Below are 23,091 nucleotides of genomic sequence, written 5' to 3'. Positions count from 1 at the left end.
GCCGCGCGCGATTGCGGCGGCGCTTGCAACCCCTGAGAGTTCCAGCGATGTCTATCGAAACCAACACTTCCGCCGAGACCTTCCGTCACGCGATGGCGTCCTTCGCCAGCGGCGTGACGGCCGTCACCACGTGCGAGCATGGCGTGCCGGCGGGTCTCATCGCCACGTCGGTGTGCAGCTTGTCGGTGGACCCGGCTACCGTGCTTGTCTGCGTGAACAAGACGGCTTCGGCCCATGATGTCATTCTGCGCAGCCGCATCTTCGCGGTGAATCTGCTCGCGGCCGGCCAGAAGGCGGTGGCGCAGCGCTTCTCCAGCGCGCGCGGCGCGGAGCGCTTCGAGCCGCAGCTATGGCGCGCGGGCAAGAGCGGCGCGCCGATGCTGCCCGGCGCAGCCGTCGCGTTCGACTGCACCGTGCTCGCGGTACACGATGGCTTCTCGCACAGCATCATCGTCGGACAGGTGATCGACGCCATCGTCAACGACGAGGCCGCCGTCAGTTGCCTGCTGTGGCATCAGCGCGACTTCGCTCGCAGCGCGCTCGAAACCGCCTGAACGCCAGGCCTGTCATGCGGGCCGCGTCTTCCGGCGCGGCCCGCATGCCGTCAACGGCGGCTGCCGAGCTGGGGCCGCACGTCCCAGCCGCCATCCCGCGCACGCACGACGGCGCTGTCGAACAGATACGCGGTCGTACAGGCGTGACGCGGCATCAGCATCACCTGGTCGCCGACGCGCAGTCCTTGCCCCGCGCTCTCGACGACCACATGCTCCTCGCTCATCAGACGGATCGCGCCCGGCCACGCGAAGCGTTCGCGCAAGGGCTTGTCCGGCGCGATGGCCTTCGCGCCCGCGTCGAGCGTGACAGTGCCGCCGTTCTGCGAGATCACCGTGGCAAGCACGTAGGCGCTCGGCGTCCAGCTGAGCGGCGCGAGGTCGGCGTCATGCTCGGAACTCGAATACACGAAGCTGCCCGGCGACACGAACGTGGCGAGCTCGCGCGGCCAGACGTCGAAGCTGTAGCTGCCGCCCGCGATCAGTTGCGTCGAGAGGCCGCGCGCGCCGGCTTGCGCCAGCAGCCCTTGCACGGCCTCGATGCCTTCTTGCACGCGGGTGCGCCGCACCGCCGGATCGCGGTCATGGATATGGCCGTCGTAGGCATGCCAGCCGCCGAAGCAGCCGAGCGCCTGCAGTTCGCACGCGAGCGTGAACGCCGTGCCGTCGGCAAGCGACGCACCGGTGCGTCCCATGCCGACGTCCAGGTCGACGATCAGATGCAGGTTCGGCACGGTCTTCTGCGCAAGGAGTTCGGACCAGGTGCGCAGTCCGTGCAGCGAATCGACGAGAGCGGCGATACGCGCCTCCGGATGCCGTGCGGCGAGTGCCAGCAATTCGTGCAGGTTTGCCCGGTTGACCGTGGGATAGGCCCACACGACATGCCGCGCGCCGGCCTCGAGCGTCATGGCGACCTCGGCGACGGTCGCCGCCTTGAAGGCCGTGACGCCCTGTTCGAGCAGCAAGCGGACGATCCACGGCGCGCGATGAGTCTTCACATGCGGCATCAGCCGCCCGACGCCGCCGCAGGCCTGCGCGGTGCGTCCCAGATTGGCGAGCACGCCCGCCTCGCTGACGATGAGCGCGGGTGTGGGGACGTCGTCCGGCAGATCGCTGGCCCACGCGGGCGCGTGCTTGAGGGCGGGCTGCTGCGGCGACGCCGGATGGCCGGCGTGAACGGACGAGGATGACGCATGGGCTGTCATGAGCAGAGGCTCCGAAGATGATGAGCGAACGGGGATGGCGGAAGCGCGGCACGCGTCCTGGGGCGTCGAGGCCGTCAGGGCTGGTCGCGCGAAAGCAGTTCGGAGGCGATGTCCTTGCAGGTCAGCGTGACGTCGTCCAGCAGTTCGAGCAGGTCGGAGAACGGCATCACGGGCGCCGGCGCCGATACGGACAGACCCGCGAGCAGGCGCCCGGCCGGATCCAGGATCGGCAAGGCGATGGCGTTCATGTAGGGTTCCTGCTCGCCGACCTCGGTGGCATAACCGTTCTCGCGCGTGCGATTGATGTCGGCGCGCATGGCTTCGCGCGTGTGAATGGTGGCGGGCGTGAAGCGTTCGTAGTTGATGGACTCGACGAGCGCGTCCCGCTCGCGCTTCTTCAGATACGCGAGGATGACCTTGGCGATGGCGGAGGCATGCATCGGCGCGGACAGGCCGATGCGCGAATGGGTGCGAAAGCCGTGTTTTGCTTCGAGCTTGTCGATATACATGGCCTCGCCGGCGTCGAACACGGCGAGATGCACGGCCTGCATGGTGCGGTAGTTCAGACGCACCATGAATGGCCGCGCGACCTCGATGAGTATGTTGTTGCCCATGAAGGTGGACGACAGTCCGAGAAACGCCGGCCCCAGACAGAACTGCCGGTTCTCCATCTTCTTCACGAAGCGGTGCTCTTCCAGCACCTTCAACAGGCGGAAGGCCGTGGTCGCATGGACGTCGAGATCCGCGGCGATTTCATCGACGGTCTTCGGCGCGCTCAGCAGCGACTTCAAAATTTCCAATCCGCGATCGAGGCTTTGACTCATGCGTTATGCACAGGAAGTTGAACGAGGCATACGGAAGACCATGCACGAAGGTGAGAACGTGTTGCGCGTACGCTTTTTGACATGGTACAACAAGCTCATGGGATCTGCATCGACGATTGCACCATGTGCAGTTTTTTATTTAACTCATTGAATTGCAATGACTAAATAATGGTAACGCGCGTGCTCGCCGCACTGTGCAGCAAGCACTTTTCCAACGACATGAAAGGCTGAAATGGGAAGCGCAAGAGTCATCATCGTCGGCGCGGGCGTCATCGCGGCGGCGCAGGCATACGCGTTTGCGGCGCGCGGCGCGGAGGTCACGATCGTGTCCGCCTCGCCGTCGGGGACGCCGAGCTTTGGATGGGTCAACGCCAACACGAAGCTGCCCGCATGCTGGGGCGACCTCCATTTGCGCGGGCTCGATGCGCATGAAGACTGGATGCGGCGCATTCCCGGTGCAAGCTGGTTTCACCAGACAGGCAGCATCGAGCTGATCGCCGATGACGCCGACCTCGCCGGCGTCGCGCTGAAAGTGCGGCGCCATCACGCGCGGGACTATCAGGCCGAGATGCTCACGCGCCAGCAGATCGCCGAACTGGAGCCGGACCTCGATGTCTCGCGCATCGTCGGCGGATGCTGGTTCGCACGCGAGGGCTGGACCGATGTCCCGGCCATGTGCGACCAGCTGATCCAGGCAGCCGTCGCGCTCGGCGCACGCTTTCATCCGCATGAAACGGTGACGGGCTTCGACAAGACCGGCGTGGTGACCATCAACGAAAGCCACGAGCGCACGATCCATCACGCCGATCACGTCGTGCTGGCAGCCGGCAATGGCGTGCGCGCGCTCGCCGCGACGCTCGGGCGCGACTACCCGTTGCTCGAACCGGTCGCGCCGCTTGCCAGCCCGGCATCGCCCGCGCGCGGGCCGCATTCTCCGACCGTCGGACTGCTTTGCACGACCGCGCCCACGCTGGCTCGCGTGGCGCACGTGATTCGCGGCGAAGGCATCTCCATCCGGCCCGACCGCGGCCGCGGCGTGGTCTTCACCGATCACCCGACCGGCGGCAGCTGGGACCGCAACGATCCGCACATCTGGTCGCTGCCGCAGCTGTTTCACGCGCGTGCGCAGCGCCTCTTTCCGAAGTTGCGCGACACCTGCGTCGAGACAGTGGGCATCGCCAACCGCGTGCTGACCGACGATGGCCTGACCATCGCCGACTGGCTCGATGCATCGCGCCGGCTTTATGCGGTCACGACGCATAGCGGCGTAACGCTTGCACCGTATCTCGCCAACGCCGTGGCCGACGAAGTTCTCGGCGGCGTGCGCGCGCCCGAGCTGGCGCCCTTTGCGCTGTCGCGCTTCACTGCCGGCCACGCACGAACCGAATCATCCGCCGCACACTGACTGCCTTTCGCGGTCTTCACTCCACCCCCACGTAACCACGACGATGAACGACCACGCTCCGAAATCCAAGCCGCCCAGGCGTCCCACCTTGCTCGCTGTCTCGCTTGCCATGGCGGCAGCGGCCACGCTTGCGCCAGGCTTCGCCGCGCACGCGGACGAAGCGCCGAAGGTTCCCGGCATCAAGGCCGACACTGCGCTGTCGGCGCTGGTGCCGAAGGCCTATCGCGAGCGGGGGACCATCACCGTCGCGGTGAATCCGGATGTCGCACCGGTCAAATTCATCAACGACGACGGCAACATCGCAGGCTTCACTCCGGATCTGCTTTCCGCCGCCGCCGACGTGCTCGCCATGAAGCTGCAACTCACGCAGACATCGTTCGATGCCTTGATCCCCGGACTCACGGCCAATCGCTTCGACGTCCTCCTCTCGCTGGCGGACTTCCCGTCGCGACACAACATGGTCACGTTTGTCGATTATCTGAATATCGGCGAAACCATCGTTGCGTCGCCGTCGCGCAACCTCGTGGTCGAATCGCTCGACGATCTGTGCGGTCTGCAAGTCGCATTGCCCCGCGGCACCGCTACCGTGGAGGAAGCGAACAAGCTCAGCGCAAATTGTGTAGCACAAGGCAAAAAGCCACTTTCACTCGCGACCTATCCCGACACGAACATGACGTTGCTCTCACTGACCACCAAGGCGAGCGACGCTGCGTGGGTGGACTCTCCAGTCGCGAACTACAACGCCAGCAAATTTCCTGAGAAGTACAAAGTCGTCTACTTCAACTACATCGCGCCGTATGGCATTGGCTTCGGCACCGATGAGAAAGGCAAGCAGATGGCGGCCGCCGTCCAGCAGGCACTGCGCAAGTTGCAGAAGGACGGCGTGTACGGCATGCTGCTCAAGAAATGGGGCCTGTCGACTAAAGATTCGAGACCCACGTTCCCGATCAACGACGCGAAGTTGTAGGATTTGAATCATCCGACGAGATGTCGTTCCCTTTCGATGCGCTGCCGGCAGTCATCCTCGCGGAAGCCAGCATGGACGGATAGCAAGTCGGGAAAAGCGGATTCGAAGGACAGCAGGCCGCTCACCTGCCAGTCAGACCTGTCTCTGCGGCTATGTCTTCTCGAAAGTGCGCGGATATGGATTGTCTGGCGGCGTTCGCCCTGCTCGAGTCGTTCGAAGGGCCATTCTTGATCACTATGATCGTGCAGATAGTGTCCTGCACTCTTGGGCTTGGTATTCGGCCCTAGAACATCTCTTATCTGGATTGGACGGCAGTTCGAGCGACCGTGCGCGGGCTCTCGCAAGCGGCTGAAACTGGCCGCACACAATCATCCACACAGTTGCCGGCGGTGTGGAGTTTCCCGCGACGCAGGGAGGTCTCAGCCTTCGACAATCAATGTCCTCACATGCTTGGCCTGCAGCAAGATTTTGGGCCACTTCCATGTGCATCGAGACACACTGAGCATGCACCACGCGTTGCCGAGAGTGCAAGCCACCTTGCATGCATTGATGTGCGTGGCGTCGACGGCGGTCGCGGTCCAACGGGCCTTGTGCGTGCGCTGCAACTCATCTAAAGCCATCGCATCCCGGCACTTCATCATAAGACGACTCCTCGGTTAGTTCAGGTTGGCCGGAACGGCGATACGAACGACTGTCTGAATCGATCAATGCAGACTTCGTGGGGTGATCCGTAAGCGCGCAGCGAACCCATCTTGATGGGTCGGGCTAATCGGCGATCAACGTCGGTTGCCAGCGATGCGGCAACAATGCCAAGATGCCGCTGGCATTATGTGTCGGCAGCCGCGTGAGAATGTCCTCAGAGAGGCGTGTGGGTCGTGTCCGTTGAGCTGTGCTGATCGAATCAGGCTCATGATGGCGGCAGCGCGTTGGCCTGCCCGTAGTGAGCCGGCGAACCAGTTGGCCCTCCCGATGGCCCATGGGCGGATCTCGTTTTCCACCCAGTTATGCCGACTCCCCGATTATCCCGCGTTATGAATCAACTTACAGAACGATTGGGTGGATCCCGGTTCCACGTTGGGTCGGATTGTCCGCATTATCAGAGAGCCTCCAGGAAGGAGCAGCGGGTCTGGGGGGGTTGTAGCGTGTTGATGCGATGCCACTCGCTGTTGCGTGCGCGAGCGCGCGCTCCTTGAGTTGCATGTCGGCAAGCAAATAGATCTGAGTAGTCTCGGAGGATTCGTGCCCCGAGGCAGAGCGATCACGGATAGGTCTACGCCGTGATGCAACAAGCTCATCGCCGCCGCATGTCGAAGCGTGTGAGGCGTTACGGATTTTTCTTCAGCGAGGGACACGAGAGGCTCCCGATTTCGGCGTTGCGCGACACGAGTCGCTGAAGGGCATCGGCAGTGAGATGACCGCCACGCGAACTAGAGAAGACCGGATCACCTGATTCGCCTGGTTGATACGACAGCCATCCTTTCAGGACGGCAATGACATCCGGTCGCAGCGGCGTGCATCTCATCTTTCTGCCTTTGCCAAGGCAACGAACGTGGGCGCCTGTGCCGAGCATCACATCCTGACGCCGGAGCGCGGTCAATTCGCTGTTGCGCAGACCCGTTTGAACCGCTACGAGAAGCGGTATTCGATCGCGGTTGCCGATTCATGTTCGTACGTCAGGCGCCTCTACGAGAGCGGCTGCTTCGCTCTCTGTAAGAAACTCACCAGGGCCGTGTTCGCAACGTTTAGAAGGAATAGCAAGAATGCGCTGACACTGCAGGTACAACGCTGGTTTGCTGACGGCGACGAACCGGAAGAAGGCATGCATCACGGCAAGCCGCGTATTACGTGTCCGCACCGAATTGCCTCTGCCATGTGCGAGGCGCTGTAGGAATCTCTCGATCAACGACACGTCGAAGTCTTCGATTCGCAGCTTTGACGGCGCGCGCCCAATATGCTTCGTAGCGAACGCTAGCAGCAGCCGCAACGTGTCACGGTAACTTGCCACCGTATGCGAACCCAGACCTTGCTGCTCGAGCAGGCGTTGGGTAACGAACCTTTGAACCAGGGAGGGAAGACTGGCGGCGCTCACGGCCGTTCTCCCGGACAATTCTTGTTGAGATAGCCTGCAGCGAGTTCAAGCAACTCAGGAACCGCTTGGATGTACCCGTACGTAAGACCGATGTTGACATACCCGAGGTAGGTGGCAAGTTTCGGCAATTTCCGACTGACGTCCAGACCGGCGCGATACCACTCGACCAGCCTCCCAGTCGCGAAGGTATGCCGGAAGTCCTGGAGGCGCGGGCCGTAGCCATCGCGCCCATCCTCCGTCGCCAATCGCAGACCAATGGCGCGCGACATTCTGACGAACATGCTTCGTGCACTGCAGGCCTTCAGTCGGTTGCCGCGCTCATTGGCGAGAAACGCCTCGCTCAATGGTAAAGGACAGTGTTGATTGCGTTTCTAGGCATAATGTTCGAGTGCCGTCCGGGTTGATTTTGCGACAGGAACAAAGCGCGACTTCCCGAACTTCGATTCCCGGATGGAGATTATCACGCTGACGAGGTCAACGTCAGATCGGTCGAGTCGAAGCGCTTCACTTGGCCTGAGGCCGGTTGCTACGAGCAGACCTATGAGCGTCAAATAGGTCAGTGCTCGCATGCCGGTGCGGGAGCGCAATTGGGCGGCCTGAGTCATTAGCAAAGCAATCTCATTCTCAGTGTAAATATGCGGAGCATTGCGCCGTCTGCGGGCGCTCGGGAGTCCTGCTGGTGGAACTTGATTTCGACTGTCAATGACGTTCATCCATCTGGCGAATCCTCTTACCTGCGAAAAACGCCGCCCCCTGAGCTGCGCCCCACGAAGGCACCCACCATCATGAGCAACGAGTTGCGTGGGTGCGACGGTTCACGAGTCGCCCTCACTTATGTTCCGCGATCGGCGAAGTCGCAATATTGTCTGCCGTGATGTGTTCAAGGCGCGGGCGATGTCCGAGACGGTGCTTCCTGCTGCCAACGCATCGAGCGCCTGACGCTGCAATTCCGCGCTCAGCGACTCAGGGCGACCGAGTTTCGCTCCAAGGTCACGCAACCGCCGAGAGGCGTCTCTCGCTCGTAGTGTTCTGACCTTTCGATCTAGGTCCGCAACTAAAGTGAGCGCGGCGAGCAACGTTTCGTGTCGAACGACTGCCCATCCTGCATCTGTCCGGCTGAGGCAGGCTACTGCCGCGCCTTTCTCCGCGATCATCCGTAACGTATCGAGAACGTCACAGTAGCCGTTGCCGAGAGACGCCAAATCGAAAACGACAACGATGTCGGTCGGCCATAGTCGATCAATGACACATCGCAACGTCGGCCTTTCGCGTGCGGGCGTCGCCGCCGAAGAAGCGCCTACGAATACATCATCCTCGCAAACTTCGAGGTCGATCGAGCGTAGGGCTTGAGTTGCGCACTCGTGGCCGACACTTCCCTCATTTTGGAACACAACGATGATCGTCATTGTTAATCGGAAATCGCCGCGATCTCAGTCAGGCCTGTCAGCCCATGACCATTCCCGCACGACACCATCAGCGGCAGAAGAAAGCGCACTTGCATGTCAGGACCTAACGACCGCGCTAAGGCGAGCGCTTCTTGTTCCGTATCCCTCCGTCGTGATGCGAACCCCGTGGACGACGGAAATCCGACCTGGAAGCCGCCACCGGTGCGTGGCCTGACGATAATTTCGGCGTCGTCCGCGCCCTCTGGCGTTTGCACTCGAACCCCTCGCCGATGCATTTCCATTGATGACATTCTAGTAAGTTGCGAAAAGGGTTTTATACGTACGCCCCAAGTTTGGGTCATTCCGTCGACGAGCGTCTTTGGGTCCGACGTATGCTATTTGCAATGAACTCACCTTTCGCCTTGATTTGCGGCGATCGCGGCGCATCAACCCGCAACCGATGGGGCCCTGAGCTTCGCTCGTTGATTTTTGACGTGGACGGAGCAGGGTTTTTAAGGTCGGTATCAAGTTTCGGTTTGCCCCGCTCGAGTTCTGGCCCGCGAACTTGCCGGCCGCACGGCGCTTGACGAACTAATGCGAGGGACCGTCGCGGCCGAACCGAAGGAGTACGATGCGCTGGTCGGTCTCCCAGTTCCACGGGGAGCGAGTCGTAAAAGTCGCACGTCTGCTGACGGCTATGGGCGCCGAGGTGCCGACGTTTAACCGAAGCGCCTGCCTCTGTCCAACGATGCGCCAGACTTTCACCCAAAGGTGGCCGAACTGCGAGACCTGGTGGAGTGGTCGGAAGGCATGCTCTGGTGCTCGCCGGAGCGCCGCGGCGCGATGGCCGGCATCCTGACGGCGCAGATCGGCTGGAGTCCGTTATCGGTCGGCGCGGTCCGGCCGACGCGGGCAAAACGCTCGCGATGACGCAGATAAGTGGCGGCTCGCAGTCGTTCAACGCCGTCAACCAGATGCGCACGCTCGGACGCTGGATGCGCATGCTGACCATCGGACCAGTCGTCGGTGGCCAAGGCGGTCATGCAGTTCGATGAAGCCGGCCGGATGAAACCCTCGGCCTACTTCGATCGGGTCGCCGTCGAATGGAAGAGCTGGTAAAGTTCATGCTGCGCACTCGTTATATCAGCCCTACCTGGTATACCGTCATACCGAACGAAAGGAAAGCGCTGCGGCAAGAGAACATGAGGCCACGGCACGTCCCTACGCCTGCATTTGGTTGCTCACCACGAGCGCATCGGATTTTTCCGAACGTCCCGGTTACAGCGCCGTCGCCATATCAAGTGCCATTGCGGCCGCCCTCGGCCGTCGTTCGATTCGGGGAGCAGCAGCTGCTTGAATGACCGCGCGATGGTCCCGACGAAGAGCGGCAAGTGGCCGCGCACTGCCTGCTGCGGGCGGTGTAATCAACCTCAACTCAGCGATCGGCGTTTTGCGAATGCGGTGAGTCCTCGATACGATCGCTCGGTCCATTTTCGATGAAATCATCCTGAAAGCTCCGGCCGATCAAGTCATCGTAGCTCGCCGGCTCGCTACTAACGATAGCGCGGAACATTTGAATCAGCGCGTTACCATCTTGTAAATGCGCGACCACTACACGAGCGGTACGCAACGAAATGGATTCGCGGACGGGAGCAGCAGAACTTCCGTCGTGTAACTCGAACGAGAAACGATGGACCTCTTCATGCCCTTCCGGCAAATAGGTATGTCCCAGACTGTCGCTTTCATACTAGTGCGTCGAAGAGTATTCCTGCGAGCCAAGCAAGATGAGCGCCCATACCCTCCCCAGCATGCCTCGAAGGGACTCGATACGCGGGCTCGCGCCGAATCCATCGGTGCGCCCGGCTTCGCCGCCTCGGCCCGCATTGTGGACTGAGCGCACGATGTATGAAGGCCTCCAAAGGGGGCATGTCGAGCTTACTTCCTGACGTCTTTTATAAAGTATTTTACGGAAACATGCCGCAACGGTAGCTAGTTGCCAAACCATCCCCGGGTCCGTCAATGGGCGCGCTAGCGTAAACTTCGTTCATGCATTCGGGTTTGATCATCCGTGTGGCGCTACGTTGCGCTGGTGTATGAGGTCGTTACCGATCGATGCTCTTCGATCTGGCAATTCGCGGAAGGAACAGAACGCACTTAACTCGCGGTGAGGAGGGCAACTTCCGGGCAACGCGATTGACTTGTCGCTCGCGCTTGTACAATTGACGACGTCCCTGAACAAAAAAATTGCACAACATGTCTCGCACCAAGAATCCAGATGGTCCCGCCGCTGAGTATCGGATAAAGGAGTGGGCCAGGTCCGTCACCGAGCTCGCAGTATTCGCCATAACGCCCGATGGCTTTATCTCGACCTGGAACGTCGGAGCAGAGGTCATCTATGGCTACCGCCCTGACGAAATCATCGGAATGCGTTCGACCGTCTTGCTGCCCGATGATCCAAAGGATCGAGGGGCATTTGAAGCCGAACTTCGTCAGGCGCGAGAAAAGGGTAGCTCCACGATCGAGGGCTGGCGTAAGCGAAAAGACGGATCGGTGTTGTGGGCGAGCGTCGTGACAACTGCGCTCGTAGATACAAGCGGCACCCAAGTTGGTTTCGTAAAACTGGTACGCGACGAGAGCGAGAAACGGAAGGCTCACGAGGCGGTAATCGAAAGCGAGCAACGATTCCGATTACTCGTCGACGGCGTTTCCGACTACGCGATCTACATGCTGTCGCCAGACGGTTTTGTCACCAACTGGAACAACGGCGCACGGCGCATCAAGGGTTACAGCGCGCAGGAAATAATGGGCTCGCACTTTTCCCGGTTCTACACGCCAGAAGACGCAGCCGCCGGCCTTCCGCAGCGTGCACTCGAGATTGCAGCCCGTAATGGACGTTTCGAATCAGAAGGATGGCGTGTGCGCCGCGACGGGACTCGATTCGTCGCCCACGTAATCGTCGATGCGATTCGCGGCGACTCCGGCGACCTGCTTGGATTTGCAAAAATTACTCGAGACGTCACTGAGAAGCGAGAAGCCGACAAGCTCCTCGAGGATACAAAAGCCGCGCTTTTTCGGGCGCAAAAGATGGAGGCGATCGGCAGGATGACAGGAGGCGTAGCCCACGATTTCAACAACGTGCTGCAGGTATTGCGTGGCAATCTCGAACTGCTCCAAACCCGTTGCGCCCGGGATCAATGGTCAATGGAGCGTTTCGGAAACGCGATCCAGGCGGTCGAACGCGGCGCAACGCTCGCCTCGCAGTTGCTGGCGTTTGGTCGGCGCCAGGCGCTTCGGCCGGAGCCCGTGAACCTCGCAGCTATGGTCCGCGGCACGGATGACCTGCTGCGTCGAGCACTAGGAGAAACCATCGAGGTCGAGACGGTGGTCTCCGGCGGTCTTTGGAATGCGTTCGTAGATGTACATCAGCTTGAAAACGTCCTCTTGAATCTCGCAATCAACGCGCGCGATGCTATGCCCGACGGCGGCAAGCTGACGCTCGAATTGTCGAACGCGCTGCTTGACGACGACTACGTGCGCTCGCTGTCGGACGTGCCGGCTGGTCAATATGTGATGCTTGGCGTGACTGACACTGGAAGCGGGATGTCGGCCGATGTGCTCGAGAAGGCGTTTGACCCGTTCTTTACCACGAAGCCTGAAGGTCAAGGAACTGGACTGGGCCTAAGCATGGCATACGGCTTTGTGAAGCAGAGCGGCGGACACATCCGGATGTACAGTGAGCTTGAGCACGGCACTACAGTACGCATCTACCTGCCGCGAACGTCCGCCGAAGCACGCGAAACAACAACTAGACTCAACGCTCCCGCCATAGGAGGCAGTGAGACAGTGCTTATAGTCGAGGACGACATCAAGGTTCAAGCGACTGTGACCGCGATGTTTACCGACCTTGGTTACACCGTTCTGAAGGCAGACAACGCTGACCAGGCGATTGCAGTGCTCAGCAGTGGCGTTCACGTAGACCTTCTCTTCACAGACGTCGTGATGCCGGGAACGTTGAAGAGTCCTGAAATGGCAAAACGTGCCGTTCAACTGCAGCCACATTTGCGCGTTCTCTTCACCTCGGGCTATACGCAAAACGCAATCATTCACGGCGGCCGCCTGGATCCCAACGTTGAGCTCATAAGCAAGCCATACGGCCGCAAGGAGCTCGCGGCCAAAGTCCGACAGGTCTTGGGCTCCGAGGGACTGCCTCTGAAAGACGGCGTAGACGCTCTCTCCGCAAGCACGTCGGAAGTCGCGGAGCGCATAGCTCTTTGTGTGCTAGTTGTAGAAGATGACGAGCCGACGCGCGATGCGGTAAGCGAACTGCTGCGAATGTTAGGGCATTGCCCGACAATCGCGTCCAGCGCGCAGTCCGCGCTCGACGCATTCGACAAGGCCCCGTTCGACGTGCTTCTCACCGATGTGCACCTGCCCGACCTTTCCGGTATCGAGCTAGCTCATCGCATCGCGACGGTGCACAGGGGCATAGCGGTCATCCTCGCATCCGGCGATACCGTTCAAGACATCAACCCAGGCGACTTTCATTGGCAAAGCCTTCGCAAACCCTATGCAGTCGACCAGTTGGAGGCAGCGCTTCGTAAAGCGCGGAAGGATAAAGCTTGACGGGGGTGCTGGCACCAGGAAGGACGCAGGCAGGACGGGACGACTGAGCCGTGCGCTGCGCTCTGCCGTCCATGTGGACGCTTCGTCGCAGTTGCTGTGCGCAGCTAGATATTAGCGCCGATGCAAAAATGACACTGGGGGGTGCGGCTAAATTCTTGGACTGATTTATGCCGCGATTCCGTGACTGCGCCGGTATTCGACCGGACTAAGAGAGCCGAGCGAGTCCTTGATCCGCGTTGGGTAGTGGGTAGCCCCACCGTCTTACGACGACGGGGCCCCCGAAGAACGCAGCATGCGACTTTCACCGCACTGCGCTCGAGCACAGCATTAAGCGTCGCGCTGACGCCAGTCTCGCTAACGGCACGAGCCCTTCGCAAGCATCACATCGTTGATTCGTCTCATCGCTGAGACGAAGGGCGCTGAACCGTGACGATACCGGTCTCTCACAAGCTTCCCCTCGATGAATCTCAAACGTGGACCTGCGACAACTGCACCACGCGGAAGTCTGCACCCTTTCGGGTTAGGGCAGTTGAGGCGGGAAATTGAAGGCGGTGGTGGTTTCGGCTGAGAATCTGATTGTGATCCGCCAAGGGGCGCAGCAAGTGATTCAGCAAGCGATTGAAGCGGAGCTGGCAGAATTGCTTGAACGCTTCACGAACGTGAAGACACTGCATGGGCAACGTGCGGTGGTGCGCAAAGGCTACTTGCCCGAACGCGAGGTATTGACGGCGGCCGGGCCGGTTCCCGTGAGGATGCCAAAGGTACGCGATCGATCAGGATCAGGGGTGAAGTTCAATTCATCGATCGTCCCGCCGTACGTCAGGAAATCGCCCCGTGTTAGCGCGGCGCTGCCGTGGCTGTATCTGAAGGGCATCTCGACAGGCGATATGGGCGAGGCGCTGCGTGTGCTGCTCGGCGAAGACGCGAAGGGCTTGTCGGGGAATGTCGTGAGTCGGTTGAAGGCGCAGTGGGCCGACGAGCATGCCGCGTGGAGCCGGCGTGACCTGTCGAAGTCGTACTACGTCTACTGGTGGGTCGACGGCATACACACCGGCCTGCGCAGCGAGAACTCCGATGGCCAATGCCTGCTGGTGATCATCGGCGTGAAGCCCGATGGGAGCAAAGAGCGGGTGGCGATCGGTGACGGGTATCGGGAAACAAAGGCATCGTGGCTTGAGCTGCTGCTTGATCTGAAAGCGCGGGGCTTGCAAGCGGGTCCACGGCTGGCCGTCGGCGATTGTGCAATGGGCTTCTGGGCGGCTCTGCAAGAGGTGTTTCCAGCGACGCGCGGCCAGCGCTGCTGGTTTCACAAGATGGGCAATGTGCTCAATGCACTACCCAAGTCGCAACAAGCACGCGCAAAGGCGGACATGCAGGCGATCTGGATGGCTGCCACACGAGCCGACGCGTACGCCGCTTTCGACCGTTTCGTGTCGATTCATTCGGCGAAATATTCGAGGGCAACCGAGACGCTGAAAAAGGATCGCGAGAGCCTGCTGGCATTCTACGACTTCCCCGCTGAGCACTGGCAGCATTTGCGGACGACCAACGCGATCGAGTCGACGTTCGCGACGGTACGTCATCGAACGACGCGTACGCGTAACTGCGTGTCGCGGCCTACCTTCCTCGGTCTGGCATTCAAGCTGATCGAAGAGGCGGAGAAAGCCTGGCGCCGCATCAACGGACCAGAAAAGATCAAGCTGTTGCTCGAAGGCGTTCCCTTCAAGGACGGCGAACCGGTGCAAGACGATCGACCGGTTCAGCAGAAACTCGCCGCTTGAAATCGACCGTCACGATGCTGCTCATACACCACTCTTGACGTTAGCTCCATCAAACGTCGCACAACCTTCTCTGAGATAAATACCTGCTGCCGGCTCAACGCCGCACGGATTCGACGATAGCCATAGCAACGGTAATTACATTCGAAGATGTCTGCCATCACGCGACGCGCGTCAGCATGCCTGTCAGCGATAAGCAGACGTGCACGGTGGTAGAAGTAGGAGCTGCGGGCAAGCATCAGGGCGGATAACAGTTCTGGCAACGGATAGGTCTGTTTCAGGGCATCAACCAGCATCGTTTTCTCCCGGTTGCTCAGGAGATGCGGGTCGATGCCCATCCCTTTTTTTACCAGTTCGTTCGCCTTCTTGAGGATATCGCGCTCGAGCTCCAGCTTGCGGATGTCGCGTCGAAGCGATTTGACCTGCTGCTCCAGCTCCGCACGCTCAAGGTTCGGTGCTGACTTCTTCGGGCGCTTCATGGATGCGGGAACCTCCCGACCAAGTAGCTGGTTCTTCCAGTTATACAGCAGAGGCCTGCTCACGCCCGCTCTCTGCGCAATCATACTTGCGCTTCCGTGTCTGGTGCACAAATCAATGACCGCCGCCTGCCTGGCCTCGCGCGATTTCGGTACACTGCCAGCCACTCTGCCGACAATACGCTTTCCGATCTCAGGGCACAATTCTTCGATCCATTTGGCAAACGTCCCACGACTGGGTAGCCCAAAACCTTCAAGGTCGCAGCAGCACATCGGTCATGGCTCAGATAGTAATCGACGGCAGCCTGTTTCTCTTCGGTCGAATACCTCGGCGCGGCACGAACATAGCCGGTTCGCAAATCATGGCACTGTTCGTATTCGCGATGCCACGCCTTCAGAGAATTCTTTGTCGGGTAGCCCAGCTGTCTGATGGTCGCCTTGATACGCTTGCCCAACTTTAGATAAAGCTTGACTGCTCGAATGCGGTCTTCGTACGAGTACACGGACTACCTCCAGGTAGTCCAAGATTTTGTCCGCACCCCCGGTGGGTCAGTTCTGCGTGGACATCAACAAGCGTGTTCATCATGCGCTTTGTCAATTGCACGCCGGCAAAGCGCGATCGCGGTCAATGCCTGAAAGTCGGTTACGGTCAGTCGGGCGGTCCATGTTTCACACTATCAAGCAAACTGCGAATAGTTCCATTCCGCACGGACTGCAAGTCAGCTGAAATGATCCGAAGATATGCGCTCTGTAGAGTCGCCCATGCGACGATCCAGCGCGCCAGCAGCGACCCTCAATCTTCGCAGCGTCGAGGTCGATCGTCACCCGTTCAACCCGCTGCAATGCTGCCAACGGCCTGCCCACGAGCGCCATGGACCGCACGAGCAACAGACCGTAGTGCAACTCCTTCGTTGGCTCCAACCATCGTTCAGCTTGATCGGCGATCCACACAACCTCATTGCGCAGTTGCATGCTCGTCCATTCCGACGAAAAGCGTAGCCGCCGCTTGAGCGACTCGACCAAGAACAAGACGTCTAATTCCTTCATTGCGGCACCGTGCAAATCGCGACTCTCTGCCGTCGCACAGTCCCACGCAGCAACGATCATGCTCAAAGCGGCGAAACGGCATTAATAACGAAATCTGCAGCAGGCAGCAGCCTGACATCGGCGCCAGCCCGGATTCGCTCAGCTAGCCACAATGCCCGTGGGAACCCGACCAAGATTACGCTGAAATTTCCGCAAGACTGGCGGAATTCAGTTGGTAAACGTTTTGGAACATCGGGCGCACGAGCACTTCACGGACGTCAGTGCCTTCGGCGGTGAGCGTTTTCATGGGCGCGTTCGCGGAATAGACCGTTGGATTTTAAGCTCTCAAACCGATCCGCTGCATGACACTCCAAGGTGGTCACGCAGGCTGCTAATCGCCCCGCTACTGGAATGTCTAAGCACGCTCAATCGGAGCCGCCGTCATCCTCAGGCGTACCGCCTTCCCTTTTGCTCGGATCGTTAGCTGCTTGCGTCAATCTGATCGCCGCAGCGATGGCCAATAGCATCGGGGACTGGCAGGCAGGACAGTAGTCGTCAGCGGGCAGAACGTTGTCACGGATAAAGGACCCTCCGCAACTCACGCAATATTGCACGATTCCCATGATTTTGATTATCGGGATGGCGGATCGCGATCCGATGCCATAGCCGTGACAATCGAACGATTCATTATTGTCGGGGAGACCGTCTTAAGACATGCTTAAGCAAAAGAAGCCCGCGCATCGGCGGGCCTGAAACTTCCGAGGTTTCCAAAGCGCCGTGCGACCGGCGCAGATGAGATTATAGACAAAACTTGGACATGAGCAAATAGTACGGAACATGCGCCTTAGGGAACGGGGTTCAGTGCCGCCCCCATCCAGCCGCAAAGAAAGGCGAGATTGCGGCGCGGGTCGAAATGCAAGGCACTGCGGCTGCGCCAATTGGGTATGCTCACGCGCGACAGCCCCATGATCTGCTCGAATCCTGCGTCCAACTATGATTGAGCGGAACACAGTCATGACCCTTGAAGACAAGAAGCAGCATCTAGCCGAGGCGGACATTGACATGGCGCAAGCACGCGCGCGTATTGAACCGCCCCGGGAATCGTGGAGGCTGGTTGGTTTAAGTTGATGCGGGTTCAGTGGCAGCTGTTTCAAGTTGCCGATAGTAGTTTGCCTCAGCTTCGGCGGGCGGGATATAGCCGAGGGGTTCCATCAACCGATGATGATTGAACCAGGCCACCCACTGCAGGGTTGCCAGTTCCACGGATTCCCGCGTTTTCCAGGTGCGGCGATAAATCAGTTCAGCCTTGTACAAGCCGTTGATCGTTTCAGCCAGGGCGTTGTCATAGCTGTCGCCCCGGCTGCCGACCGACGGTTCGATGCCCGCTTCGGCCAGCCGTTCGCTGTAGCGAATGCTGACGTATTGGGACCCTCTGTCCGAGTGGTGTATCAAGGTTCCGTCGTCGCCCGGGCGTCGCGCGTAAAGCGCCTGTTCAAGTGCATCCAGAACGAAATCAGTGGTCATCGAGGAGCTGACGCGCCAGCCGACAATACGGCGAGCGAACACATCGATCACGAAGGCCACATACAGCCAGCCCTGCCACGTCGAAACGTAGGTGAAATCCGAAACCCAGAGCTGGTTCGGCCGTGCCGCCCTGAATTGGCGATTGACCCGATCGAGTGGGCGCGGGGCTATGGCATCAGGGACAGTCGTGCGAACACGCTTGCCTCGCATCACGCCGCGCAAGCCCAGTTGCTTCATCAACCGTTCGACCGTGCAGCGCGCCACCGCGATACGCTCCCGGTTCATCTGCTTCCAGACTTTATCCGCGCCGTAGACCTGCATGTTGGCCTGCCACACACGCTCGATCTCCGGCCGCAGACGTTCATCGCGGATGGCGCGAACAGAGCGCCGCGACGGATCACGAAGCTGCGCGGCGTGGCGTCGGTAACCCGACGGGGCAATCCGCAAGGCCTTGCAGATCGGCTCGACCCCGAAGGTGTCGCGATGCTGATCGATGAAGGCCTTCAGGACTTGAAACGGCGGTCGAGCTCCGCCTGGGCGAAAAACGCGCTCGCGACTTTGAGAATCTCGTTGGCACGACGCAACTCCTTGACTTCGCGCTCCAGGGCCTTGAGGCGCTCGCGCTCGTCTGTGGTCACGCCATCGCGCTCACCGTGGTCGACCTGGTCGCGCTTGACCCACTCGTGCAGTGTCTGCGGCGTGCAGCCGATCATCGGCGCAATCGACTCGACCGCCGCCCACGTCGACGGATGTTCGCTACGCTGCTCGCGCACGAGGCGCACTGCGCGCTCCCGGACTTCCGGGGAAAACTTCGTTGCCTTCTTGTTCATGGCTCCATTCTCAAGAGTTGGAGCCTCCACAAAATCCGGGGCGGTTCATATCGTGCGCCAGGGTGAAATCATCGACAGACTTCAGCGGGCGGCCACAACACGGACACGGCTGACAAAACACTGGCGACCTTTCCAGGCGCGCTGAATGCCATGACCAAGCATCGCCGGCTCATTGACGAGCGCATCGATCTGCTTGAACGCTATGAAAATAGCCCGCCAGCGATGACGGGCCAAGACTTGAACAGTGAGAGTGCACCGTGCGACCGCCGCCACTCCAGCATTGGCGACGCGTCATCTGACCGCTAGATCGAATTCTGAAATTCTGCGTGCCAGGATTTGTCACACTTGCTGCTGTCAACCGTACGCGAAGGCAAGTAAGTCCGCGGCGTTCCAGCCGTGGTCTCGCATCCGCGAGTCATCTTCGAGTACGCCGTCGAGATTGTGAACGAACGCCCGGCAGTGCGCCATATTGGCGGCTGCGCGTCGGCGCGGCCGTCACTTTTGCCAGGCTCCATGTGATCCCCGCGCTTGGCGCGTTCCTCGATCAACACCCGAAACTCGATGTGGAGGTCGTGATGGACGACCGTCCGATCGATCTGCTCGAAGAAGGCGTGGACGTCGCGTTGCGCATGGGACGGCTCGACGATTCAGGGATGACCGCTCGTCGTGTCGTGAGCGGAAGACGGCTGGTGGTCGGCACCAGTGAGTACTTCGCACGGCATGGCATGCCTCATGCGCCAGCTGATCTCAGCCAGCATCGGGCGATCGTTCATGCGATGCGCAGCGGCGGCGATTCGTGGGCATTCGGTCACGCAGACGGCACTGAAGCAGCCGTCACCGTGTCGGGTCGCGTGCGCGTCAGCGCCGCCGAAGGGATGCGCGCGGCTGTGCTAGCAAACATAGGTCTTGCCGTCGCATCTGAATGGATGTTTGCGCCAGAACTCGCGGATGGCTCAGTGCAGGCCGTGCTGACGGACTGGACGCTGCCCGGCGTCGATGTATGGGCCGTCTTTCCGTCGGGACGAATGGCGACGACGAAGGCGCGCGCCTTCGTCGATTTTGTTGAGGGTCTCTTTGCTTCGAAAATCGTCATGCCCTTAAATACCGGCCTTGCCGATTGATGCACCGCCGTCGACGAAGAGGGTCTGCCCGGTGATGAAGCCGGCATCATCGGAAAGCAGGAATGCGATCGCTGCGGCAATCTCGTCCGGCTTGCCGAAGCGTCGCATCGGCACGGCCGACAGATAGCGCTGCTCGCCCTCGCTTCCCGGTGGGCTGTTGGCGCGGAACAGCTCCGTTTCGGTGGGTCCAGGCGCGACAGCGTTGACCGTAATGCCCGTCGTGGCCAGTTCAAGCGCCCAGCTGCGGGCGAAGCTTACCAACGCGGCTTTTGCAGCGGCGTAGGCGGTACGCTGGGTAATGCCAAGAATCGTTAGACTGGAAATATTGACGACGCGCCCCCAGCCTCGTTCGAGCATGCCTGGCAGACATGCCTGCACCGCCTGGATGGCCGGATGAAGATTCACGGACAAGACCTCGTCGAACGCATCAAGATCAATTTCTCCGACGTGTTGCGGCCGGACCAGTCCGACGTTATTGACGATGCCGTCGATCCGGTAGCGCTGTGTCAGTTCATCGAGTGCCGTGCGGGTCGCGGTGCGATCGGCGAGATCCAGCGTGAGCAGTTCGCCCGGAAACGCCGCCTGCGTGCGAGCAATGCCGACGACCTGATGCCCCGCCGCGACGAGACGCTCGCTGAGCGCGAGGCCGATGCCTTTGGTGGCGCCCGTCACGAGAAAAGTGCGTTTTGTCATGTTGGTTATTGTGAAGATGAGAGGATAGGAAAACAGAAGCCGCCCGAGGGCGGCCGACAAGCTGCAACGTTCGCTCAGACCTTCGCGCTCGCGCGTTCCAGCACCGGGAACATGTCGACCGGATCGGGACGATGCGTGTAGTCGGGATTGACTTCCGAATACAGGACGACACCGTCTTGGTCGATCACATAGCGCGCCGGCATCGGCAGCGTCCATGACGGATCGTCGTTGAACGCCGGCAGATCGTTCTTCAGCGCTTTGTAGAGATCAATCAGATAGTCGGGCAGCGCGAAGCGCAGGCCGAATGCGGCTCCGACATCGCCATTCGCATCGCTCAGTACCGGGAAGCCGAGCTTGTTATCCCGGACCGACTTGCGGCTGTTCACTGCGGTCTGCGGCGAGATCGCGACGACGTTCGCACCGTAGGCTTCGATCTGAGGCAGCACGTCGTTGATCGCCTGCAACTCAATGTTGCAGTACGGGCACCATACGCCGCGATAGAACGTGATGACGAGCGGACCGCGACGCAGCAGGTCAGCCGACGACACGTCGTTGCCCTCCTGATCCTGGAGCGTAAAGCTCGGCGCCCGATCGCCAGCCTTGATTGCGCGGCTAGCCTGGCCGCTCCCAATCAGCTCGGCGGTGGCGCGTTCCATGATCGGGTGAATCTCGGGCGGTGCGTAGTACGGCGGTTTGCCGCCTTTGAAGTCCGCCTTGAATGCATTGAGTTTTTCTTGCAGTGACATGTCGTTCTCCATCGATATAAGAAAGTAAGCGATTCTCATCAGGCCGCGGGCTGCGCCGCTGCCATACGGGCCAACTCGGCCGCGGTAATGCCTTCGAGCGCAAGGCCGTAGCCAATGCCCTCGTGTATCACCCGACGCAGCCGCTGGGTGAGGCCGATGCGCGTGTATTTGGTAGTAAGCGGCGGCTGCTTCGCGATGGCCGAAGCGATCGCATGCGCACGATCCAGCAGTCGGTCCGCAGGGACGATCTCGTTGACCACACCCAACGTCTTCGCCTCGTTGGCATCGAGCTTTTGCTGCGTGAGTACGAAGTACCGGCCGCGAATGCTGTCGATCATTTCCGGCCAAAGCAGATGGATGCCGTCGTTGGGGGCGATGCCGAAGGCGGCATGCGGCATGTCCTGGAAAACCGTCTCGGGCGTAGCAACCACGATGTCACACAACAGCACGTATTCCGAATGGAGCAGGACCGGGCCGTTCAGCGCCGCGATCATCGGGACTTCGATGTCCAGGATGTTCATCAGGATCTTGCGGCCCTCGCGAAAGATCTTGTCGTATCCGCGCGGGATGAAGAAATCAAAACCGTCCGGCGAGATCGCGTCCATGAACGCGTCGCCGCTGCCGGTCAGGATGACCACGCGGTTTTCCGGGTCTTCGCCGATCTGATGGAATAGGTCGGTGAACTGCTAGTGGGTATGGCCGTTGAAGACAAGCTTCTCGCCGGCGGTACGAAAGCGGACTTCGAGCACGCCGTCCGGCGTGCGGGTCAACTGGGCGTTGGGGTAGGCGGTTTTGTAGCGGTGGAACGTGGACATTGCGGTTCCTCTGCTCAGGCTTGTCGGGGATGCCGGAAGCCCGCGGGCTTCCGGAAGCGGCTTAAGCGGCGACAGCCGTCTGCGGCTTGGTCCACTCGTTGCCCTGCATGAACGCGTCGTAGGGCGTATGCACGATGTGATTCGTGTAGTTGCTCATTACCTTCGTCGCGACGCCGAGAATCACTTCGAACACGTTGCGGCGGGTATAGCCGGCGGAGAGGAAAGCGTTGACTTCGGAATCGGACGCGAAGCCGCGTTCACGCACCACGATGGTTGTGAAGCGATGCAGCGCTTCGAGTTTTGCGTCGGGCAGCGCGGTACCGGCGCGCAGCGCACCGATCACGGCCGGGTCCATCTTGATCATTTTCGCGAGCGTGCTGTGTCCGGCCATGCAATAGTGGCAGTCGTTCTCGAAGTTGGACGTCAGATAGACGACTTGCTGTTCGTGCGGCGTCAGCGTGCTCTTTGAAAACAGGTCCCAGAGCGCGGAGTAGCCGGCCAGCAGCTCGGGCGATTCCGCCATAAAAGACTGCAGATTCGGGACGAAGCCGAAGGCGGCTTTCGTGCCTTCGAGCAGGGGTTTCGATTCGGCCGGTGCGGTGTCGATCGTGTAGGTGTTGAAGCTGTTCATCGTTGTTTCCTCAGTGGGTTGACGGTGAACAAATGATCGGGCAGCGGCCGCGCTGCAAGAAGACAGGCGACGGTGATAGAAGTTATTCCCTCATGGAATGGACTGTCGTATCGAGTGTGCGGTGTCGTGGCGTCCGACGCACGTTGCTTCGCGCGATACCGGGATTAGCGCAGGCCACAAGCCGCATTGTCGGATGTCGGTTTCTGTGCGGATTTCGGCCATCGGTTGCGAGCGGTGCTGGAAGACCGTAAGCGGCCAGCCAATCCGTCTTGAGTTTGGTCGAGGCGCTTGGGAGTATCGTGCCCACCTAACGAATAAGCGGACACGTGAACACTATCGAATCGGAATCACTCCCCGAGCGTCGTCGTCGACAACGCTATAGCGAGGAGTTCAAGGCGCAGG

General features: G+C 60.3%; 15 protein-coding genes, 6 pseudogenes and 1 other annotated feature. Of the genes and pseudogenes, 7 read left to right on the top strand and 14 right to left on the bottom strand.

Annotated features, from left to right (window positions below; all coding sequences use genetic code 11):
- Window positions 1-47: 47 nt before the first annotated feature.
- A complete protein-coding gene (locus QCE64_RS17735) occupies window positions 48-554 on the top strand; it encodes a flavin reductase family protein (protein WP_310005123.1) in 507 nt (168 codons plus the stop codon).
- Window positions 555-604: 50 nt separating this feature from the next.
- Here QCE64_RS17735 and QCE64_RS17730 read toward each other — a convergent pair whose 3' ends face one another.
- The gene (locus QCE64_RS17730; protein WP_310005121.1) at window positions 605-1,756 is read right to left on the bottom strand and encodes an alanine racemase; all 1,152 of its coding nucleotides are present in this window, start codon (window positions 1,754-1,756) and stop codon (window positions 605-607) included.
- A gap of 74 nt (window positions 1,757-1,830) precedes the next feature.
- The gene (locus QCE64_RS17725) at window positions 1,831-2,580 is read right to left on the bottom strand and encodes an IclR family transcriptional regulator (protein WP_309834396.1); all 750 of its coding nucleotides are present in this window, start codon (window positions 2,578-2,580) and stop codon (window positions 1,831-1,833) included.
- Window positions 2,581-2,812: 232 nt separating this feature from the next.
- Between QCE64_RS17725 and QCE64_RS17720 the strand changes: the two genes are divergently transcribed.
- Window positions 2,813-3,985: an FAD-binding oxidoreductase gene (locus QCE64_RS17720; protein ID WP_310005119.1), complete on the top strand. Its 1,173-nt coding sequence runs from the start codon at window positions 2,813-2,815 to the stop codon at window positions 3,983-3,985.
- A 43-nt stretch (window positions 3,986-4,028) separates the two neighbouring features.
- Window positions 4,029-4,952, top strand: coding sequence for an ABC transporter substrate-binding protein (locus QCE64_RS17715; RefSeq protein ID WP_310005118.1), 924 nt, complete (start codon window positions 4,029-4,031; stop codon window positions 4,950-4,952).
- A 765-nt stretch (window positions 4,953-5,717) separates the two neighbouring features.
- Here the strand turns inward: QCE64_RS17715 and QCE64_RS17710 are convergent.
- The 5 genes and pseudogenes from QCE64_RS17710 to QCE64_RS17680 form a co-directional block, all read right to left on the bottom strand.
- A pseudogene (locus QCE64_RS17710) lies at window positions 5,718-5,959 on the bottom strand (transposase domain-containing protein); the annotation flags it as partial.
- 89 nt (window positions 5,960-6,048) lie between these two features.
- Window positions 6,049-7,041 (bottom strand): annotated as a pseudogene (locus QCE64_RS37935) (tyrosine-type recombinase/integrase).
- A complete protein-coding gene (locus QCE64_RS17690; RefSeq protein ID WP_310005110.1) occupies window positions 7,038-7,322 on the bottom strand; it encodes a hypothetical protein in 285 nt (94 codons plus the stop codon). The pseudogene QCE64_RS37935 and the gene QCE64_RS17690 overlap by 4 nt, the downstream one beginning before the upstream one ends.
- Window positions 7,323-7,412: 90 nt before the next feature.
- The gene (locus QCE64_RS17685) at window positions 7,413-7,754 is read right to left on the bottom strand and encodes a tyrosine-type recombinase/integrase (protein WP_310005108.1); all 342 of its coding nucleotides are present in this window, start codon (window positions 7,752-7,754) and stop codon (window positions 7,413-7,415) included.
- A 102-nt stretch (window positions 7,755-7,856) separates the two neighbouring features.
- A complete protein-coding gene (locus tag QCE64_RS17680; protein WP_310005106.1) occupies window positions 7,857-8,447 on the bottom strand; it encodes a helix-turn-helix domain-containing protein in 591 nt (196 codons plus the stop codon).
- A gap of 652 nt (window positions 8,448-9,099) precedes the next feature.
- Here QCE64_RS17680 and QCE64_RS17675 point away from each other — a divergent pair.
- The 3 genes and pseudogenes from QCE64_RS17675 to QCE64_RS17665 all read left to right on the top strand — a co-directional run.
- Window positions 9,100-9,621, top strand: a pseudogene (locus QCE64_RS17675) (NAD(P)H-dependent oxidoreductase); the annotation flags it as partial.
- Window positions 9,622-10,679: 1,058 nt separating this feature from the next.
- A complete protein-coding gene (locus tag QCE64_RS17670; protein WP_310005104.1) occupies window positions 10,680-13,049 on the top strand; it encodes a PAS domain S-box protein in 2,370 nt (789 codons plus the stop codon).
- 542 nt (window positions 13,050-13,591) lie between these two features.
- A complete protein-coding gene (locus QCE64_RS17665) occupies window positions 13,592-14,830 on the top strand; it encodes an IS256 family transposase (protein WP_310005101.1) in 1,239 nt (412 codons plus the stop codon).
- Between the two features lie 44 nt (window positions 14,831-14,874).
- On the opposite strand, the pseudogene QCE64_RS17660 reads toward QCE64_RS17665, so the two are convergent.
- Both QCE64_RS17660 and QCE64_RS17655 read right to left on the bottom strand, forming a co-directional pair.
- Window positions 14,875-15,806: pseudogene (locus QCE64_RS17660) on the bottom strand (IS3 family transposase); the annotation flags it as partial.
- Window positions 15,807-17,448: 1,642 nt separating this feature from the next.
- A protein-coding gene (locus QCE64_RS17655; RefSeq protein ID WP_310005099.1) for an IS3 family transposase occupies window positions 17,449-18,683 on the bottom strand; the annotation gives its coding sequence in 2 pieces (ribosomal slippage) (window positions 17,449-18,392 and window positions 18,392-18,683; 1,236 coding nt in all).
- Window positions 18,286-18,402: a sequence feature (AL1L pseudoknot), on the bottom strand. (Overlaps the previous gene by 117 nt.)
- Window positions 18,684-19,156: 473 nt before the next feature.
- On the opposite strand from QCE64_RS17655, the pseudogene QCE64_RS17650 reads away from it, so the two are divergent.
- Window positions 19,157-19,804, top strand: a pseudogene (locus tag QCE64_RS17650) (substrate binding domain-containing protein); the annotation flags it as partial.
- Here the strand turns inward: QCE64_RS17650 and QCE64_RS17645 are convergent.
- The 5 genes and pseudogenes from QCE64_RS17645 to QCE64_RS17625 form a co-directional block, all read right to left on the bottom strand.
- Window positions 19,781-20,497: an SDR family oxidoreductase gene (locus tag QCE64_RS17645; protein ID WP_310005799.1), complete on the bottom strand. Its 717-nt coding sequence runs from the start codon at window positions 20,495-20,497 to the stop codon at window positions 19,781-19,783. The pseudogene QCE64_RS17650 and the gene QCE64_RS17645 sit on opposite strands and share 24 nt — an antisense overlap.
- A 74-nt stretch (window positions 20,498-20,571) precedes the next feature.
- A complete protein-coding gene (locus QCE64_RS17640) occupies window positions 20,572-21,243 on the bottom strand; it encodes a peroxiredoxin-like family protein (protein ID WP_310005097.1) in 672 nt (223 codons plus the stop codon).
- Window positions 21,244-21,281: 38 nt separating this feature from the next.
- Window positions 21,282-21,914: pseudogene (locus QCE64_RS17635) on the bottom strand (enoyl-CoA hydratase/isomerase family protein); the annotation flags it as partial.
- Between the two features lie 15 nt (window positions 21,915-21,929).
- Window positions 21,930-22,058 (bottom strand): hypothetical protein, encoded by a 129-nt coding sequence (locus QCE64_RS17630; protein ID WP_310005096.1) that lies wholly within the window; start codon window positions 22,056-22,058, stop codon window positions 21,930-21,932.
- Window positions 22,059-22,119: 61 nt separating this feature from the next.
- A complete protein-coding gene (locus tag QCE64_RS17625) occupies window positions 22,120-22,689 on the bottom strand; it encodes a carboxymuconolactone decarboxylase family protein (protein ID WP_310005094.1) in 570 nt (189 codons plus the stop codon).
- Between the last annotated feature and the right edge of the window lie 402 nt (window positions 22,690-23,091).

The organism is Caballeronia sp. LZ043 (assembly GCF_031451075.1).
Taxonomy (GTDB): domain Bacteria; phylum Pseudomonadota; class Gammaproteobacteria; order Burkholderiales; family Burkholderiaceae; genus Caballeronia.
This window is presented reverse-complemented; position numbering and strand designations above follow the sequence as displayed.